At 70.6% G+C, this 17,723-nt stretch carries 17 protein-coding genes; 14 read left to right on the plus strand and 3 right to left on the minus strand.

The genetic code is table 11. The features are described from left to right. Window positions 1-196: 196 nt before the first annotated feature. The 5 genes from ACIBJB_RS46640 (at window position 197) to ACIBJB_RS46660 (ending at window position 4,890) form a co-directional block, all read left to right on the plus strand. Window positions 197-838, plus strand: coding sequence for a TetR/AcrR family transcriptional regulator (locus tag ACIBJB_RS46640; RefSeq protein WP_398940236.1), 642 nt, complete (start codon window positions 197-199; stop codon window positions 836-838). A gap of 135 nt (window positions 839-973) precedes the next feature. Further along, on the plus strand, window positions 974-1,396 hold the full coding sequence (locus ACIBJB_RS46645; protein ID WP_398940237.1) for a heme-binding protein: 423 nt from the start codon (window positions 974-976) through the stop codon (window positions 1,394-1,396). Between the two features lie 396 nt (window positions 1,397-1,792). Then, window positions 1,793-2,488, plus strand: a complete 696-nt coding sequence (locus ACIBJB_RS46650) for a TetR/AcrR family transcriptional regulator (RefSeq protein ID WP_398940238.1) — start codon at window positions 1,793-1,795, stop codon at window positions 2,486-2,488. A gap of 249 nt (window positions 2,489-2,737) precedes the next feature. Then, entirely contained in the window at window positions 2,738-3,880 is a 1,143-nt protein-coding gene (locus ACIBJB_RS46655) for an FAD-dependent oxidoreductase (protein ID WP_398940239.1), read from the plus strand. 56 nt (window positions 3,881-3,936) lie between these two features. Further along, window positions 3,937-4,890 (plus strand): alpha/beta fold hydrolase, encoded by a 954-nt coding sequence (locus ACIBJB_RS46660; RefSeq protein ID WP_398940240.1) that lies wholly within the window; start codon window positions 3,937-3,939, stop codon window positions 4,888-4,890. 499 nt (window positions 4,891-5,389) lie between these two features. Here ACIBJB_RS46660 and ACIBJB_RS46665 read toward each other — a convergent pair whose 3' ends face one another. Continuing rightward, window positions 5,390-6,271: a LysR substrate-binding domain-containing protein gene (locus tag ACIBJB_RS46665; protein WP_398940241.1), complete on the minus strand. Its 882-nt coding sequence runs from the start codon at window positions 6,269-6,271 to the stop codon at window positions 5,390-5,392. 71 nt (window positions 6,272-6,342) lie between these two features. Here ACIBJB_RS46665 and ACIBJB_RS46670 point away from each other — a divergent pair, with 71 nt between their 5' ends. From ACIBJB_RS46670 to ACIBJB_RS46685, 4 genes are all read left to right on the plus strand, one after another. Beyond that, on the plus strand, window positions 6,343-7,548 hold the full coding sequence (locus ACIBJB_RS46670) for a thiolase family protein (RefSeq protein ID WP_398940242.1): 1,206 nt from the start codon (window positions 6,343-6,345) through the stop codon (window positions 7,546-7,548). Further along, complete coding sequence (locus ACIBJB_RS46675; protein WP_398940243.1) at window positions 7,545-8,240, plus strand: 3-oxoacid CoA-transferase subunit A; 696 nt, start codon at window positions 7,545-7,547, stop codon at window positions 8,238-8,240. The genes ACIBJB_RS46670 and ACIBJB_RS46675 overlap by 4 nt, the downstream gene beginning before the upstream one ends. Then, a complete protein-coding gene (locus tag ACIBJB_RS46680; RefSeq protein WP_398940244.1) occupies window positions 8,237-8,896 on the plus strand; it encodes a 3-oxoacid CoA-transferase subunit B in 660 nt (219 codons plus the stop codon). The genes ACIBJB_RS46675 and ACIBJB_RS46680 overlap by 4 nt, the downstream gene beginning before the upstream one ends. A 325-nt stretch (window positions 8,897-9,221) precedes the next feature. After that, entirely contained in the window at window positions 9,222-9,929 is a 708-nt protein-coding gene (locus ACIBJB_RS46685; protein WP_398940245.1) for a beta-galactosidase trimerization domain-containing protein, read from the plus strand. 187 nt (window positions 9,930-10,116) lie between these two features. Here ACIBJB_RS46685 and ACIBJB_RS46690 read toward each other — a convergent pair whose 3' ends face one another. Both ACIBJB_RS46690 and ACIBJB_RS46695 read right to left on the minus strand, forming a co-directional pair. Next, on the minus strand, window positions 10,117-11,322 hold the full coding sequence (locus ACIBJB_RS46690) for an MFS transporter (protein ID WP_398940246.1): 1,206 nt from the start codon (window positions 11,320-11,322) through the stop codon (window positions 10,117-10,119). 147 nt (window positions 11,323-11,469) lie between these two features. Further along, entirely contained in the window at window positions 11,470-12,429 is a 960-nt protein-coding gene (locus ACIBJB_RS46695) for a LysR family transcriptional regulator (RefSeq protein ID WP_398940247.1), read from the minus strand. Between the two features lie 128 nt (window positions 12,430-12,557). On the opposite strand from ACIBJB_RS46695, the gene ACIBJB_RS46700 reads away from it, so the two are divergent. Genes ACIBJB_RS46700 through ACIBJB_RS46720 form a run of 5 tightly spaced genes read left to right on the plus strand, consistent with a single transcriptional unit; the run spans window position 12,558 to window position 17,698 of the window. After that, window positions 12,558-13,553 carry a fumarylacetoacetate hydrolase family protein gene (locus tag ACIBJB_RS46700; protein ID WP_398940248.1) on the plus strand — a complete coding sequence of 332 codons (996 nt, stop codon included), beginning with the start codon at window positions 12,558-12,560 and terminating at the stop codon, window positions 13,551-13,553. Beyond that, window positions 13,550-14,506, plus strand: a complete 957-nt coding sequence (locus ACIBJB_RS46705) for a cyclase family protein (RefSeq protein WP_398940249.1) — start codon at window positions 13,550-13,552, stop codon at window positions 14,504-14,506. Before ACIBJB_RS46700 ends, ACIBJB_RS46705 begins: the two co-directional genes overlap by 4 nt. A 39-nt stretch (window positions 14,507-14,545) precedes the next feature. Further along, window positions 14,546-15,676, plus strand: a complete 1,131-nt coding sequence (locus tag ACIBJB_RS46710) for an FAD-dependent oxidoreductase (RefSeq protein WP_398940250.1) — start codon at window positions 14,546-14,548, stop codon at window positions 15,674-15,676. After that, window positions 15,673-16,722, plus strand: a complete 1,050-nt coding sequence (locus ACIBJB_RS46715) for an amidohydrolase family protein (protein WP_398940251.1) — start codon at window positions 15,673-15,675, stop codon at window positions 16,720-16,722. Before ACIBJB_RS46710 ends, ACIBJB_RS46715 begins: the two co-directional genes overlap by 4 nt. 37 nt (window positions 16,723-16,759) lie before the next feature. Next, window positions 16,760-17,698, plus strand: a complete 939-nt coding sequence (locus tag ACIBJB_RS46720) for a VOC family protein (protein ID WP_398940252.1) — start codon at window positions 16,760-16,762, stop codon at window positions 17,696-17,698. Window positions 17,699-17,723: the final 25 nt, after the last annotated feature.

Genomic DNA, 17,723 nt, shown 5'->3' on the forward strand with positions numbered 1-17,723 from the left:
TTGTTAATTCACATTCGCATTTAACCTGCGAGTGCGTCAAGGGTCACGTTCGGGTGCTCGTCGGCCGGGGGGGAGGTCGGTCGGCAGAAGGCCCGGTGGGGCGGGAACGAACGCCAAGCGCACGGCTGATCGCGGTCCGGCGGCGCCGCGTACAGGGGCTGCCGGAGGGGATGTTGGGGACGTATACGCTGGTGCGGTGAGTACCGAACCGTCCCTCGATCTGCCGCCGGCACAGCAGGCACGCAGCCGACTGACCCAGCAGCGGATTCTGGAAGCAGGCACGGCCCTGCTCGAAGAAGGCGGCACCGAAGCGCTCACCGTCGCGGCCGTCGCCGCCCGGGCGGGTGTCTCGGTGGGCAGCGTCTATCGGCGGTTCGGCGACAAGGACCGTCTGATCGCGGCCTTGCAGCGCGACATGATCGATCAGTTCGGCGCTGACATTGTTCGCCGCTTCACTCCGCTGCGCACGGACCCGGTCGCACTGGTCGCCTCGGCGGTCGCCGGACTCACCGAGACCTATCAAGCTCACGAGCGCCTGATGCGCGTCTTCCTGGCCGCGGGCGCCACCGATCCCGCGGTGGCCCGGGTCGGCTCAGAGGCCGCCATCGATGCCGCCCATATCTTCCGGCGGTTCCTGGAGCCGATCGTCCCGATGATCGACGCGCCGGAGCCGGAGGTGCGCGTGGATGTCGTCTACCGCTTGATCTACGGGACCTGTCAGAACCGCGTGCTGTACGGCGAACTGTTCGAGTCCGACCGGTCTCTGACGTGGCGTCAACTCACCGATGAGCTGGTGAACGTCGCCTGTTTGTACCTGCTCGGGGCGCCGGCGCAGTGAGATCTGCCGTACTGGATGCGAATGTGATCCCCACTTCACATTCGCGTCCGGCGACTCCATACTGAGCGAACTCCACGGAAGACGGCCCCTCGACCCTTCGGTCGACGAGAGGCCGGCAAGGGAAGGAACCGCTCCATGCGAGAGCCGCTCAGCTACGAGATCGCGCACGGCGCCGCACTCGCCGCTCTGGAAGCAGGACGGGCCGAGGGCCACAAGGTGTGCGCCGTCGTGGTCAACCGAAGTGGTGTCACGAAGGTTCTGCTCAGTGACGACGGCGTGGGCCTGCTCGGTGTGGAGACCGCGCGACGCAAGGCTTACACCTCGGCCGTGAGCGGTGTCCCGACGGCCAGGTTCGCGGCCTTCGCGGCATCCCCGCAGATGCAGGTGGCACCTCCCCACCTGATCGATGCCAACCTTCTGCCGGTCGCCGGCGGCGTGCCGATCGTGACGGCCGACGGGGAGGTCATCGGCGCCATCGGCGTGGGCGGGGCGGACGACACCACGGACGACCGCATCGCCCAGCGGGCTTGCGATGCGGTCGCGAAGGTCGTCGCATAGGCGGTCCGCTGCGCCCCCGCCCTCTGCCTGGAGGGGCTCACCCGTCAACTCGCCCCGGGTCGGCAGAAGATCGCATTCGACCCTGCCTACGCGCCCATGAGCACAGGCCTTCTTGGCGGAGCTCTGTCCCCAGGGCTGACGCTCAGCGGCCTGCGTCAGGACCGCATCCCCGATGAGCAGCTGAGAGTGCCGATCCTCTCGGACGGATGCGCCTGTTCGGCAGCACCGAGTCGACCGCCATGTCGCTACGTGGGCGCCGCCCATCCGGAGAGCACCTCGAAGCTGCCTCGGTAGGTGGTCAGGGCGGCAAGCGAGGTCACGGTGAAGGTCACCCCGCCGAGCGGCGGCTACACCTGGCATCTACGCTTTGCGAACATGTTCGTTACGATCGGTGTCATGAATGTGGGAAGAGAGCCGATCAGCCGCCGGGAGCGTCCGGCGAAGCCCGCCCTGTCCCGGCGCTGGATTGTGGACACGGCGGTGCGGATCATGCGGTCCGAAGGGCTGGAGAAGGTCACGATGCGCCGCCTGGCGCAGGATCTGGACACCGGCCCGGCTTCGCTGTACGTCTACGTCGCCAACACCGCCGAGCTGCACGCGGCCGTCCTGGATTCCCTGCTCGGCGAGGTCGACCTGGCCGACCGGGACGGCGGCGGCGACTGGCGCGATCGGCTCCGCGCTGTCATGACGTCGTACACCCTGGTGCTGTTCGAGCACCCGCAGCTCGCCCGGTCCGCGCTCGTGGCCCGGCCGAGCGGTGAGAATTACCTGCGGCTGGTGGAGCGCATCCTCGACCTCCTCTCGCGCAGCGGCGCCGGCCGCGAACAGGTCGCCTGGGGGGTGGACAAGCTTCTCCAGGACGCGACGGCCACCGCGGCCGAGCAGGCGACGCATGAGCAGGACCCCACCTCCGAGGACGACTGGAACGCCACCGTCCGCGCGCTGCACGCCGTGGACGAGACCACGCATCCGGCGATCACCGCGCACATGCCGGACCTGATCAGCGGCACGGGCCGGGACCGGATGCGCTGGAGTTTCGACGTCCTCGTCAACGGCATCACGGGGACTCCCGTACCCGCCCTGGCCGACTGAGTCTCGCGGGTCCGTCCGGCACGCCGGGTGGGCGCCGACCGCCAGGCCCGGGACTGTCCCGGCCCGTCGTGACGATCCACGTGATTCTGCGAACTTGTTCGTAACGAACATGTTCGTTACCTTGATAGTGGCCGGTGGGATTACTTCTCGAACAGCCGTGCAGTGCTGCCTGCTCCTGGGTGGCGCCGGTGACGGCAGCCGATTCCTCGGTGCGCATCCGTATCCCTCACTTCCTTGAAGAGGTTCGCCGTGAGCACCCACCACTTCCCCCTCGCGATCATCGGCGGTAGCTTGGGCGGTCTGACCGCCGCCCGGGTCCTGCACGTCCACGGCATCGAGTCGGCGATCTTCGAACTGGAGGCGTCGCCGACGGCTCGTACGCAGGGCGGGATGCTCGATATCCACGAGGAGAACGGGCAGAAGGCCCTGCGCGCCGCCGGCCTGCACGACGACTTCCTCAAGCTCGTCCACGACGGCGGCCAGGCCATGCGCCTGCTGGGCCCTGACGGCACGGTTCACATGTCCGAGGAGGACGACGACACCGGCGGCCGGCCGGAGGTGGATCGCGGAGACCTGCGCGACCTGCTCCTGAACTCCCTGCCCGACGGCACGCTCCACTGGAACCGGAAGGTCACCGGTGCCCGGCCGCTGGGCGACGGGCGTCACGAGGTGACGTTCGCCGACGGCTCGGTCATCACCACCGACCTCCTCATCGGCGCCGACGGCGCCTGGTCGCGCGTACGGGTGCTGGTCTCCGACGCCAAGCCCGTCTACACCGGCATCTCCCTCGTCGAGACCGATCTGTTCGAGGCCGACACCCGCCACCCGCGCAGCGCCGCGATCGTCGGCGGTGGATTCTTCATCGCTCTGGGGCACGAGCGCGGTTTCCTCGCGCACCGGGAGACCGACGGCTCGCTCCACGTCTACACCGCGCTCAAGGCAGACGAGGGCTGGCTGGACACGATCGACTTCACCGACCACGCCACAGCCAAGGCCGCGGTCCTCGCTCACTTCGAGGGCTGGGACGCGGGCCTGCGCGGTCTGGTCGCCGACGCGGAGACGATCACTCCGCGCCGTATCCACGCCCTGCCGGTCGGGCATCGCTGGGACCGTGTGCCGGGCGTGACGCTGCTCGGCGACGCTGCCCATGTGATGTCCCCGTTCGCGGGGGAGGGAGCCAACCTGGCCATGCTCGACGGCGCGGACCTCGCCCTGGCCATCGCCGCCCACCCCGGCGATGCCGAGGCCGCCCTGGCCGCCTACGAGGAGGTGCTCTTCCCGCGTAGCGAGGCATCCGCCGCCGAGTCCGCCGCCAGCCTGGACATGATGTTCGGCGAGCGGGGCCTGGAGCAGATGGTCGAGTTCTTCACCACCGGCCCGGCAGCCCAGTGAGATCGGAGCTGACAGCCGTCCGACCTTCCCCACATGCCGCCCCCAGGGAGGAATCCATGACCTCGCCGACTTCGCCTCTCCGGCATACCGTCCAGGTCGGGCTCGGTCTCGGCCTCGAACTGCGCGAGGCCGGCCAGGGCAGCCCGGTCCTCGTTCTTCACGGCGGCCCCGGTCCTGGCAGCCTCGCGCACATGGTCGACCATCTCGCATCGGATCACAGGGTTGTGGTGCCCACCCATCCGGGCTGGGACGGCACCGTACGGCCCGACGACCTGGACTGCGTGCCGGCACTCGCCGCCGTCTACCTGGACCTGCTCGGCCACCTGGAGCTGAGGGACGTGACGGTGATCGGCACGTCCTTCGGCGGCTGGGTCGCCGCCCAGGCGGTGCTGGACGACCGCGAGGGCCGGATCGCGCGGCTCGTCCTCATGGACGCCATCGGCCCGGTGGTGCCCGGTCGGCAGGTCACTGTGCCCGCCGGGCCACCGGCTCCGGGGCCCGCGTTCCTGGCCGGCGCACCGGCGCCGCGCGGCGGACCGTCTGCGCAGTCGATGGCGGCCCTGCGCGCCTATGCCGGGCCGGCCATGGCGGATGCGGGCCTGCTGCCCCGCCTCTTCACCGTCACCTGCCCGGTGCTGGTGATCTGGGGCGGCAACGACACGGTCGTCACGCCTGACTTCGGCCGCGCCTATGCGGCAGCGTTCCCGCACGTGCGGTTCGAACTTGTCCCGGGCGGCGGGCACCTGCCCACCCGTGAGGAGCCCGCAGCGGTCTTCACCATCCTCGATTCCTTCCTGGCACCGGGGTTTTTTGACCGCACACCACTGAGTCGGTACCGCCAGGTTCCCGCTTGTCGAAGCCAGCACCCAGCCCGTTCTCGGGAAGCGCGAGAGCACCGGGCTCCCGGACCGGCGGGCCTCTCGCGCGGGGCTGACGCCGTCCTCCACCCGGATCTGGTCTTCTCAGGGTCGGGTCACCCTTGTGTTCACCTACCGGTGACGCGACGATGAAGATCTTGATCACTCTCGCCGGCACCCGCACGGGCCACCTCCGGCCAAGGAACCGGCTCAACCGGCGCCTCGGCGCACCTCACTCGAGCCGCGTGACCTGTACATCCACGATGTCGCCCACGCCACCCACCTCACTTTCCTCGCCGGAGCCCGCCTCGCCATCGCCGCACTCATCGCCTCCTTACTGATCGAGGATGTGCCGGCGTATGGGTTCCGGTCGTGGTGCGTGCAGGAATCCTGCAACCCGCGCGCTTCCTGCAGCCCCGATCCCGACACCCGGACACGACGAGAGCCCATCGGAACCGGATCCCTGGTGAGGAGGAGGTTGCGGTCGAGTTCAGGGGTGCAGGGCGTCCATTGGGAATGTGGCCCCGCGAGCCGATGGCCTCGGCGGTCCGGTCCCGACGCCTGCGCGGGGCTCACCGAGCTGGTCGACGTCACCAGGCAGGCACGTGGCGCCATGCCGGGAGGGCTGCTTTGTCCGGCGCCGATGTGCGTCTCAGAACATCGCCCGGATGATCCCCACGGTGCGTGCCAGGTGCGGCTCGGAGCGGTCCGCGCGGTGGGCGACGGCCAGTTCCACGCGTGCGTCGGCCCCGGTCAGCGGTCGGTAGGCGACGCCGTCGAGCGCCAGCGCGGTCACGGGTTCGGGTACGACGGCGACGCCGAGGCCGCCGGCCACGAGCGTGACCAGCGTCGACGTCTCGCCCACCTCGTGGCGGATGTGCGGGTCGACGCCCGCGTCGCGCAGCAGGCCCAGTACGACGTCGTACATCACCGACCGGCGGTCGGCGGAGTGCACGATCAGGTCGGCACCGGCCAGGTCCGTCGCCCGCAGCCGTTTCCGGCGGGCGAGCGGGTGCTCGGCCGGTAGGGCGACGACGAGCCGGTCCCGGCGCAGGGTGTGCACGGTGAGGGAGAGGTCGGCCGCCACGGGGCGCAGCAGTGCGACGTCGATCGCGCCGGTGCGCAGCGCCTCGACCTGGTCGGGCGCGAGCATCTCACCGCGGAAGGAGAAGTCGACGCCGGGAAGCTCCTCCGTGAGCCGCCGTGAGAGCGCGGGCAGGAGGCTGTACGTCGCCGAGCCCACGCACCCGATCGCGAGGTGGCCCACCGAGCCGGCGGCGACGAGCCGTGCGTGCTGGCCGGCTTCGTCGACGTCGGCGAGGATCCCGCGGGCCCGCTCCAGGTAGGCCCGGCCGGCCTCGGTGAGGTCGACGCGGCGTGTGGTGCGGTGGAGCAGCTGTACGCCGAGCTCGGTCTCGAGCTGGCGGATCTGCTGGGACAGCGGCGGCTGGGCCATGTGGAGCCGCTCGGCGGCACGACCGAAGTGGCGCTCCTCGGCCACCGCCACGAAGTACCGCAGGTGGCGCAGATCCATATGTCGTCCATATCAATCGGCTCGGATATGCGTACTTCAGAATATCGCGGCCCCGGATTAGCGTGTGGGCCATGAGTGCTTTCCTCTACTCCGCCACCCGCACGCCGTTCGGCCGCTTCAACGGCGCGCTGGCCGGCGTCCGCCCCGACGACCTCGCCGCCGCCGCGATCACCTCGACGCTCGCCCGGGTGCCGGGTCTCGACCCCGCCGCGATCGGCGACGTGGTGTGGGGCAACGCCAACGGCGCCGGCGAGGAGAACCGCAACGTCGGCCGCATGGCGGCGCTGCTCGCCGGGCTCCCGGTGAGCGTGCCCGGCACCACGGTCAACCGGCTGTGCGGTTCCAGCCTCGACGCGGCGATGACGGCGAGCCGCACGATCGAGTCCGGTGACGCAGAGGTGGTGCTGACCGGCGGCGTGGAGTCCATGACACGTGCGCCGTGGGTGCTGCCGAAGTCGGCGAAGCCGTTCCCGGCCGGCGATGTCACCGCGGTCTCCACCACGCTCGGCTGGCGGCTGGTCAACCCGCGGATGCCGAAGGAGTGGACGGTCAGCCTCGGCGAGGCCAACGAACAGCTCCAGGAACGCTTCGGGATCTCCCGCGAGCGGCAGGACGAGTTCGCCGCCCGCTCCCACCAACTCGCCCACGCCGCATGGGAGTCGGGCTTCTACGACGACCTGGTGGTGCCGGTCGAGGGCGTCGACCTGGCCCGTGACGAGGGCATCCGGGCCGGATCCACGCCGGAGGTCCTGGCCGGGCTCAAGCCGGTCTTCCGTACGGCGGAGCAGGGCGGCACCATCACCGCGGGCAACGCCAGCCCGCTCAACGACGGTGCCTCCGCGGTGCTGTTGGGCAGCGAGAGGGCCGCGGCCGTGATCGGTGCCGAGCCGGTCGCCCGTATCGCGGGCCGCGGTGTGATGGCACTGGAGCCGCAGGCCTTCGGCTACGCCCCGGTCGAGGCCGCCAACCGCGCCCTGGCGCGGGCCGGGATCGGCTGGGACCAGGTGGGCGCGGTCGAGCTCAACGAGGCCTTCGCCGTCCAGTCGCTCGCCTGCGTCGACGCGTGGAAGATCGACCCCGCCATCGTCAACCAGAAGGGCGGCGCCATCGCGATCGGGCATCCGCTGGGCGCCTCGGGCGGTCGCGTCCTCGCCACGCTGGCCAAGGTGCTGCGCGAGACGAACCAGCGCTACGGCGTCGCCGCGATCTGCATCGGGGTCGGCCAGGGGCTGGCCGTCGTACTCGAGAACTGCGCTGTCACGGGGTCGGACCGATGAGCCGGGCGGAGATCCTCGAAAGCACCGACGCCGCGGTCGCCGGCATCGAGGACGGCTCCACGATCCTCGTCGGCGGCTTCGGTCTGGCGGGCATGCCGTTCGATCTGATCGAGGCCCTCATCCGGCAGGGCGCCAAGGACCTCACGATCGTGTCCAACAACGCCGGCAACGGTGACGTCGGGCTGGCCGCGCTGCTGGCCGCAGGCCGGGTGCGCAAGGTGCTCTGCTCCTTCCCGCGCCAGGCCGACTCCTGGGTCTTCGACGGCCTCTACCGCGAAGGGAAGATCGAGCTGGAGGTGGTGCCGCAGGGCAACCTCGCCGAGCGGATGCGCGCGGCCGGTGCCGGCATCGGCGCGTTCTACTGCCCGACCGCGGTCGGCACACCGCTCGCCGAGGGCAAGGAGGAGCGGGAGATCGACGGTCGCAGATACCTGCTGGAGTACCCCATCAAGGGCGACTACGCGCTGATCGGCGCGCACGTCGCGGACGCGCTGGGCAACCTCGTCTACCGCAAGACGGCCCGCAACTTCGGACCGGTCATGGCCACGGCCGCGACGACGACCATCGTCCAGGTCGACGAGGTCGTCGAGCCCGGCAAGCTCGACCCCGAGTCCGTCGTCACGCCGTCCATCTACGTCGACCGGGTCGTCCAGGTGGCGGCCCGCCGCTACACGGTGCAGGGGGCACGATGACCATTACGCCAAGCGATCAGATGCGCGCCGACCACCGGCTCTCGATGGACGAGCTGGCCGCCGTCATCGCACGCGACATTCCGTCCGGCGCCTTCGTCAACCTCGGCATCGGGCAGCCCACCAAGATCGCCGACCATCTGCCGGCCGACTCCGGGGTGGTGCTGCACACCGAGAACGGCATGCTCAACATGGGCCCGAAGGCCGAGGGCGACGCGATCGACCCGGACCTGACGAACGCCGGCAAGGTCCCGGTGACCGAACTGCCGGGAGCGGCGTACTTCCACCACGCCGACTCCTTCGCCATGATGCGCGGCGGGCACCTCGACGTCTGCGTCCTCGGCGCCTACCAGGTCGCCTTCGACGGCGACCTCGCCAACTGGACCACCGGCAAACCCGACGACATCCCCGCCGTAGGCGGCGCCATGGACCTCGCCATCGGCGCCAAGGACGTCTACGTGATGATGACCCTCTTCACCCGCTCCGGCGAACCGAAGCTCGTGCCCCACTGCACCTACCCGCTCACCGGCGTCGGCTGCGTCAGCCGCGTCTACACCGACCACGGCGTCTTCGACGTCGGCCCGGACGGCGTACGGATCCGGGAGACGTACGGCGTCGGCGCCCACGAGCTCGCGGAACGACTCGGCATCTCCGGTTGACGGACAGCCGCTCGGGTCGGCGGACCAGTCGGCTGTGCCGCCGGTCCGGGGAGACAGGGCAGGTAGATGACTGCCGAAGGCCGCTGGATACGGCAACTGCGACCGGTCCGCGCCGACCTGCCCGCCCCCGCCTGCGGCCCGCTCCGACATGCGGCAACTGGCGCTGGAGGGGTCGGCACCGTGCGGTGCAGACGTTGCGGCCCAACGCGGAGTCGTTCGTCATCACCACCTGCTCGCGGTGCTGTCCGGCGTGCTGGTCACGATGAGCAGATGCGTGGTGGCGGCACGGCCACCGGCGAAGTAGGTCGAACCGACGCTGACGGCCGTGCGTCGCCATCCGGTCCTCGTCGTCCCGGCGCTGTACGTGGCCGACGACGGGACACTGGACTGGCTCGCGGCCTACGCGCACGCGGGCGGCCACCTGGCCCTCGGACCGAGGACCGAGGACCGGCTACGCCGACCACGAGGCAAGGCCCGCCAGGAACCGGCTCCGCGACGACTCACCACGGCCGCCGGGGCCCAGTACGAGGAGTTCAGCAACCTGCTGCGGGACATCACGCTGCGCGCGGTGCCCGGCAGCCCGCTGGAGCTGCCGGAGCAGGCGACGGCCACGCGCTGGGTCGACGGACTCACCGTCCTGGACGCCGAGGTCCTCGCCGCGTACGACCACCCGCACTTCGGCCGCTGGCCCGCCGTCACCACCCGCCGCCACGGCGCCGGCCGGGTCACCTGCGTCGGCACGGTTCCCGGCCGCGACCTCGCCAGGGCGCTCGCCGCCTGGCCGGCACCCGCCCCGGGCAGCGGCCGGCAGAACCTGCCGCCGTCGGTGACCGCCGCCACCGGGACCTCGCCCGACGGCCGCCGCGTCCACGTCGTCCACAACTGGAGCTGGGACCCCATGCACGTCACGGCACCCTTGGCACTCTCCGACGTGCTCGGCGGCACCTCGGCACCCGTCGGCACAGCACGGCGCCCGGGCGCCCGGGGCGTACGGATCTTCCTCACAGCCGGTGAGGAGACGGCCTCAGCTTGAGGGAGCTGATCCCTGACGCAGCGTGCTGTTCCTGCGCGGCGGTCGCAGCTCGGGCCTGGCCGTCCCCCTGCCCTCAGCAGTGCCGCGCCCACCTCGCTGCTGTGCTTGGCGGCCATGACCCTTCCGCAGATCGGCGACGGCCGGGTGGCGTGGGCTCGCCGGATCCCCCTCGCAGACCGAACAACGGTTACCGGCGACGGCCGACCAGCAGCCCGCCGGCGACCAGGGCCGAGGCGAGACCAAGGAGGCCGACGGCGTGGGCCACGCTGCCGGTGGCCGACTCCAGGCCGATCACGACGAGCGGGCAGATGAACTCGCCCGCGAAGAAGGCGGCCGTCCACAGACCGGTGCCGCGGCCCCGGTCGGCGTAGCTGAGCCTGGACATCGCGATGGTCAGCAGTGAGGGCAACAGCATGCCGGTGCCGAGGCAGTTGAGCACCGCGCCGACGATCACGATCACCGGGCTGTTCGCCAGGGCGATGACCACGAAACCGGCGGCGCAGAGGGCGAAGACCAGGGGCAGCCTGCCGGCCGGGCCGCCGGACAGTCTGGTGAAGGTGAGGGAACCGACAACGGTGGCGGCGCTGGCGACCGCGGTGGCCAGGCCGATGACGCCGGTGGACTTCACGCCCAGATCGTCGAGCAAGTAGGACATCTCGACGGGCACGGTGTAGAAGACCATCGCGCCGAACACGGTGAGTGCGCAGATGCCCGCCAGCAAGCGCACGGGGAACGGCCTTTTCTCGCCCGCGGGTTCTTCGGTTTCCGCGGCGTCGGCCGGCCTGGACTTGGACAGGGTGAGGGCCATGGCGGGGGCCAACAGCAGGCCCACTGCGTAGATCCAGAAGGGCGCGCGCCAGCCCGCCGAGCCGAGGGCGCCACCGACGACGAAGAACGCGGTGGCGGAGATGGAGGCGCACATGGTCTGCAGGGCCAGATAGCGTTCGCGCGTCCGACCGTTGTAGTAGTCGCCGATCAACGTGGTGCAGCAGGTCATGATGGCCGCCTCGACAATGCCGACCAGCACCCGGCTGATCACGATGGCGCCGAGCGAGTCAAGCCACAGCGGGGCGGTACCCAGCAGTGCGTACAGCACCGTCGCCCAGACCAGCAGCCGTACCCGGCCGAGGCGGTCCACGATGACGCCGGCGAAAGGGGCCAGCAGTGCCAGTGCCAGTGCCGGGACGGTCAGGACGACGGGGACGAGGGTCTTCGCGCCGGGCACGTCCGCGAAGTGTTCCTGCATCTTCGGCAGGACCGGCGCGAGCAGGACGGCGCCCAGCACCGGCAGGCAGCTGCCCGCCATCAGGAGCACGGCGCGCACCGGCCCCGCGTTCTCGGTACTCGGGCGGAGGCTGTCGGCGGGCGCGGGCGGGGAAACGGATCTGGGCATGCCGAACTCCACGGGGGGTGGCAGGGGTGCGGGGCAGAACCGCTGCGGCTTGGCCACACAACGGGGCACCGGCGCACCGGAGGGGACGCGCCCGGGACAGCGGGCGTCGGGGACTGCCCCGACTATGGGCCAGGCCGTTCCCGGCGACTACCCCTCCCGTGATCGCACTGCCGGATCCTCGTCATCCGTGCCGCGGATGGGGTCTGCCCGCACGGCCGACGCCACGCGGGCGGCCGTGTCCCGCAGCCAAATGTGCCCGGCGTCGTGGGTGTGGACGGGGTGCCACCAGAGGGCCTCGCGCAGGGGGACCGTCTCGTAGGGCGGCGCCATGATCCGTACCGGTGCGGTGCCGCGCAGGCGTTCGGCCAGGAGTGCCGGGACAAGGGCGATCCGGTGGGTGCCGGCGACCAGGAAGGGCAGCACGGTGAAGCTGTCGACGGAGACGCTCACCCGCGGTTCGATGCCGAGCATGCCGAGCTGGTGGACCGCCGGGGTGTCGTAGGCGCGCAGGTACGTCACCCAGGGCAGGCGCGCCAGGTCGTCCCGGGAGAGGCGGTCGCCCACCTCGGGGTTGTCCTCGGCGACGAGGAAGACCCAGCCGTCCTCGTACAGGTCGGTGACGGGGTAGTCGCTGATGATGCCGTGCGGCATGATCACGCCGTCCAGGGTGCTCAGCACGGCACCGGCCACCTCGGTGATGCGGGGCGGGATCTGGACGAAGCGCACGCGGATGCCGGGCGCCTCGCGGTCGAGGATCCGGGTGAGCTCGGCCCCGAAGACGGCCACCGAATAGTCGCTGACGCCGAGGGTGAATTCACGGGATTCCGTCGCCGGATCGAAGTCGGCCTGGCTGGTGAAGAGGCGTTCCAGCTGGTCGCAGACGGTGGAGGTGCGGTCGAGCAGGACCTGCCCGAGGGCCGTCAGTTCGTAGTGCCCGCCGACGCGGGCGAGCAGGTCGTCGTCGAAGTGCCGGCGCAGCCGGGCGAGCGCGCCGCTCATCGCGGGCTGACTCAGACCGACGCGCCGACCGGCCATGGTGACGTTGCGCTCCTCCAGCAGGGCGCGCAGGGCGACGACCAGATTGAGATCAAGGCTTGCCAGGTTCACGGCGGCACTCCAGCGTGCGATGCGTCGACGGGATAAGTCCGACGGATGGCTGCCATCCGCATAATCGATTTCCCTTATCCCAAGGGCTGCGGCCAGATTAGTCCCATCGCAATCAGGAGGACACGTTCGTGAAACCCGCAGCCACGTCCGTCCCTTTCGCCGGACCATTCGCCCTCGGTACTCTCTCCGCCCCTGACGGGGCCGTGTTTCCCGCTCTCGTCACGCCGGACGGCCGCGCCCTCGACCTGCGTGCCGCCTTCGGCGAGCTGGAGCTGACCACCCGCACCCTCCTGGAGAGGTGGGCCGAGGCCACGCCCCGCCTGCACGCCCTCGCCGGGGACGACAGGGCCGCCTGGCAGCCTCTGCAGGGCCTGCGGGTGCACGCTCCGGTGGAGCCCCGGCAGGTCTTCCAGTCGGGTGCCAACTACCGGCAGCACGTGATCGACCTGGAGGTCGCCCATCGCGCCCCTGACGACCCCCGCACGGTCGAGGAGGCCCGCGAGGAGATCGCCGCGGTCATGGACCGGCGGGCGGCTGACGACCTGCCGTACGTCTTCATCGGTCTGCCCAGTGCGATCACCGGGCCGTACGACGACGTACACCTTCCCGACTGGGCCGAAAAGCCGGACTGGGAACTGGAGTTGGCGGCCGTCATCGGCAAACCCGCCCACCGGGTGTCCACGGACGAGGCGCTGGAGTACGTCGCCGGCTACACCATCGCCAACGACCTCACCGACCGGGCCACCGTCTTCCGCCGGGACATGCCCGCCATCGGCACCGACTGGCTGCGCAGCAAGAACGCCCCCGGTTTCACCCCGCTCGGCCCCTGGATCGTCCCCGCCGAGTCGATCGCCGACCCCGGCGATCTGCGGGTCACGCTCAGACTCAACGGCGACACCATGCAGGACGAGTCCACCAAGGACATGCTCTTCTCAGTCGCCAGGCTGGTGTCGTACATCTCCCGGACCTGCCAACTCCTGCCCGGTGACCTCGTGTTGACCGGCAGCCCGGCCGGCAACGGCATCCACTGGGGGCGGCTGCTGCGTGACGGCGACGTCATGGAGGGTTCCATCACCGGGCTTGGCGCCCAGCGCACCCGGTGTATCGGGGAGACGGCTTCATGAACCGGTACGACCCCGAGGGCGCGATAGCCGAGGCCGCCAAGACGTACTCGAACTGGGGCCGTTGGGGCGAGGACGATGTCCTCGGCACCCTCAACTTCCTCGACGAGGGCAAGCGCCGCGAAGGCGCCGCGCTCGTCAGACGGGGCGCGAGTTTCTCGCTGTCGCAGCGGTTCGACATGGACGGCCCGCAGAAGGGCTGGCGCCGGCGGACGAACCCCGTGCACACCATGCTCGACACCGGCACCGACGCAGCCCTCGGCAACCAGGGTTTCCCCCACGGTATCGGCGGTGCCGACGACGTCATCGCGATGCCGCTGCAGTGCTCGACCCAGTGGGACGGCCTGGGGCACATCTTCGACCACGGCAAGGCGTGGAACGGCCGCCGGGCCGAGGAGGTCGTCACCTCCGACGGCGACCTGGTCACGGGCATCGAGCACATGGCGCCGTACATTGCCGGGCGCGGTGTGCTGCTGGACGTCGGCCGTGTGGTCGGCGACGGCGGGGAACTGCCCGACGGGTTCGCCGTCACCGAGGAGCACCTCACCCAGGCCGCCGCCGCCCACGGCGTACGGATCGGCCGCGGGGACCTCGTCGTCGTACGCACCGGGCAGCTCAGCCGGGTCCGCCGCGACGGCTGGGGCGACTACGCGGGCGGCCCGGCGCCCGGCCTGTCGTTCACCACGGCCGGCTGGCTGCACCGCACTCGGATCGCCGCGATCGCCACCGATACATGGGGCTTCGAGGTCCGCCCGAACGAGTTCGAGCACGCCTTCCAGCCGTTGCACCAGGTCGTCATCCCCAACATGGGCCTGCTGATCGGCGAGATGTGGGATCTCGACACGCTCGCCGCGGACTGCGCGGCCGACGGGGTGTACGAGTTCTGGCTCACCGCCGCCCCTCTCCCGATCACGGGCGCCGTGGGCTCTCCCGTCAATCCGATCGCCGTCAAGTAGCCCTCGCTCAGAGCAGCCTGAGGACAAAGGACTTCCCCTATGAGAACATCCCGCACCGTCCTGGTCGTCGGCGGCGGATCGGCCGGCAACGCCGTCACCATCCTGCTGCGCAGGGCCGGACTGACCGTCGACCTCATCGAGGCCAGGGAGGACTGGAACGCCACCGCGGGTTCCGGCATCACCGTCCAGGGCAACGCCTTGCGGGTCCTGCGCGAACTGGGCGTGTGGGAGCAGGTGCGGGCCTCCGGGTTCGGCTTCGGATCGCTCGGCATCACCGGCCCGGACGGCACCGTCCTGCACGTCGTCGAGGACATCCGCACCGGCGGTGACGACCTGCCCGCCACCGTCGGCATGCAGCGACCGCAGTTGCAGTGCATCCTCATCGACGCCGTCCGGGCGAGCGGCGCCTCGATCCGCCTCGGCACCCGGGCGGAGAGCTTCGACCAGGACGCCGACGGAGTCCGGGTGCGTTTCACCGACGGCAGCGAGGGCCGCTACGACCTGGTGATCGCCGCGGACGGCATGGGGTCGAGCACACGAGCCGCGATCGGCATCACCGACCGTCCCGTGCCGACCGGTATGGCCATCTGGCGCATCGCCGCTCCCCGCCCCGAGGGCCTGGAGCGCACCGACCTCGCCTACGGCGGCCCCGCCTACATCGCCGGATACTGCCCCACCAGCCGGGACACCATCTACGCCTACGCGGTCGAGGCCAACCGCGATCGCGCGTCCATACCCCCCGAGAGCTACGCCGACGAGATGCGCAACCTCGTGCAGGGGTACGGCGGCCACTGGACCGAGATCGTCAAGCACATCGACGATCCGGCGAAGGTCAACTACACGTGGTACCACCGGCTGCTGGTGGAGGACTCCTGGCACCGCGGACGGGTCGTGCTGATCGGTGACGCGGTCCACTGCTGCCCGCCCACCCTGGCTCAGGGCGCCGCGATGTCCCTGGAGGACGCGCTCGTCCTCTCCGAACTGCTCACCGGCACCGACGACTGGGACGACCAGCTGTTCCAGACGTACTACGAGCGCCGCATCGCGCGGGTGCGCCCGGTGGTGGACGCCTCCATGCAGATCGGACAGTGGCAGCTCGACGAGGTGCGCGACGCCGATGTGCCCGGCCTGGTCAACCGTATGTCGACCATGCTCAGGGACCTGCCGTGACCTCCCACCCGCCACCCGGCCACCAGCCCTCGACGAGCGCTGACGCGCACCCCTGGTCCACGGTCGACGTGCACGCCCACGTCCTGCTGCCCACGATCGAGGCACTGGTGGACGGCTCGCCGGGCCTGGCCGAGGCGAGGGCGCTCGACGCCCGTCGCAACGGACCGGCCGCGCTCGGCGTCAACGGGCCCATGGTGCGCGAGCGGATTCCCCGGCTCACCGACGCCGGCGTGCGGCTGGCCGCGATGGACGCCCAGGGCGTCGATGTGCAGCTCGTCAGCCCCTCCCCGTCGCATTACCACCACTGGACGGACGAGGCGACCGCCGACAAGGTGTGCCGACTGGCCAACGAGGGCACGGCGGCGCACTGCTCGGCCGCACCAGACCGGTTGAAGGGGCTGGGCCTGGTCCCGTTGCACCACCCCGAACTGACCGTCCCGGCACTCGAACACGCCCTGGAACAGGGCCTGTTGGGTGTGGAGATCTCCAGCCACGCGCCGGGCCGCGAGCTGTCCGACCCGGCCTACGAGCCCTTCTGGAAGCGGGCCGAGGAAACCGGCGCGGTGCTCTTCCTGCACCCGTTCGGCTGCACCCTCGACGAGCGGCTCGACCGGTGGTACCTGTCCAACAGCGTCGGCCAGCCCACCGAGAACGCCGTCGCGCTGTCCCACCTCATTTTCTCCGGGGTCCTGGACCGCCATCCGGGACTGAAACTGATCGCGGCGCACGGCGGCGGCTACCTCCCCACCCACATCGGCCGCGCCGACCACGCCTGGTCCGTCCGCTCCGACGCGGGCACGGACTGCGCCCATCTGCCCAGCAGCTACCTCAAGCGGCTCTATTTCGACTCCCTCGTCCACGACCCCCACGTCCTGCGTGCGCTCATCGCCGCCGCGGGCGCGGACCGGGTCGTGCTCGGCTCCGACTTCCCCTTCGACATGGGCACCGAGGACCCCGTCGGGGTACTACGCGCCGCCCACCTGTCCGAAGCCGACTTCCACGCCGTACGCGGCGGCAACGCGGCAGCGCTGCTGCGGCTCACCTGACCCCACGCTCACCTGCCCCCACAGGAGGAAACCCATCATGAGTGCACGCCTGCTGACCCACCTCCGTCACGTCGACCTCGCCGTACCCGACTACGACAAGCAGCTCGACTTCTACGCCGGCGTCTGGGGCCTGGCCAAGGTCGCCGAGGACTCCGGCATCTCCTTCCTGGCCGCTGAGGGAAGCCCGGAGCAGTACGTCGTCCGGCTGCGCAAGGCCGAGGAGAAGCGCCTCGACCTCGTCTCCTACGGCGCCGCGAGTCCGGCCGACGTGGACACGCTCGCCGATCAACTCCTCGCCGACGGTGTGCAGTTGATCTCCCAGCCGGGCAAGGTCGACACCCCCGGAGGCGGCTACGGCTTCCGCTTCTTCGACGTCGACGGCCGCACCATCGAGGTCTCCGCCGACGTCGAGGCCCGGCAGCACCGCAGGATCGAGGAGAAGGAGTCGATCCCGGTCAGGCTGAGCCACGTCGTCCTCAACTCCCCGGATCTCAACCGCACCCGCGAGTGGTACGAGCGCCACCTCGGCTTCCGCCTGACCGACACGCTCAGCTCGCCGCACATGGGCGAGGTCATGCACTTCATGCGGATCTCCAACCAGCACCACTCGATGGCCGTCGCGCAGGGCCCGCACACCTCCGTGCACCACGTCTCCTTCGAGATGCGCGGCGTCGACGAGTACCTGCGTGGTACCGGACGCCTGCTGCGGGCCGGAGTCCACAAGGTCTGGGGTCCCGGCCGGCACACAGCGGGCGACAACACCTTCACCTACTTCCTCGACCCGCACGGCAACACCGTCGAGTACACGACCGAGCTGGAGCTCGTCGACGAGGACACCTGGCACCCGCACGTCTACGACTTCTCCCAGCCCGAGGTCGCCGACCAGTGGGGCACGGCCAACCCCATGAACGAACTCGTCGCCAAGGAGTCGTTCAACGACGTCGACCGCGGCGTGTTCGTCGCCCCGCCGGTCTGATCCCCCTTCATCTCCGGGGGCGCGG

Source organism: Streptomyces sp. NPDC050759 (assembly GCF_044456945.1).
In the GTDB taxonomy this organism is placed as follows: Bacteria; Actinomycetota; Actinomycetes; order Streptomycetales; family Streptomycetaceae; genus Streptomyces.

Coding starts and splice junctions, on each gene's coding strand:
- ACIBJB_RS46645 (WP_398940237.1), top strand. CDS start 974: ATGCGAGAGCCGCTCAGCTACGAGATCGCGCACGGCGCCGCACTCGCC.
- ACIBJB_RS46650 (WP_398940238.1), top strand. CDS start 1,793: ATGAATGTGGGAAGAGAGCCGATCAGCCGCCGGGAGCGTCCGGCGAAG.
- ACIBJB_RS46660 (WP_398940240.1), top strand. CDS start 3,937: ATGACCTCGCCGACTTCGCCTCTCCGGCATACCGTCCAGGTCGGGCTC.
- ACIBJB_RS46665 (WP_398940241.1), bottom strand. CDS start 6,271: ATGGATCTGCGCCACCTGCGGTACTTCGTGGCGGTGGCCGAGGAGCGC.
- ACIBJB_RS46670 (WP_398940242.1), top strand. CDS start 6,343: ATGAGTGCTTTCCTCTACTCCGCCACCCGCACGCCGTTCGGCCGCTTC.
- ACIBJB_RS46675 (WP_398940243.1), top strand. CDS start 7,545: ATGAGCCGGGCGGAGATCCTCGAAAGCACCGACGCCGCGGTCGCCGGC.
- ACIBJB_RS46680 (WP_398940244.1), top strand. CDS start 8,237: ATGACCATTACGCCAAGCGATCAGATGCGCGCCGACCACCGGCTCTCG.
- ACIBJB_RS46690 (WP_398940246.1), bottom strand. CDS start 11,322: ATGCCCAGATCCGTTTCCCCGCCCGCGCCCGCCGACAGCCTCCGCCCG.
- ACIBJB_RS46705 (WP_398940249.1), top strand. CDS start 13,550: ATGAACCGGTACGACCCCGAGGGCGCGATAGCCGAGGCCGCCAAGACG.
- ACIBJB_RS46710 (WP_398940250.1), top strand. CDS start 14,546: ATGAGAACATCCCGCACCGTCCTGGTCGTCGGCGGCGGATCGGCCGGC.
- ACIBJB_RS46720 (WP_398940252.1), top strand. CDS start 16,760: ATGAGTGCACGCCTGCTGACCCACCTCCGTCACGTCGACCTCGCCGTA.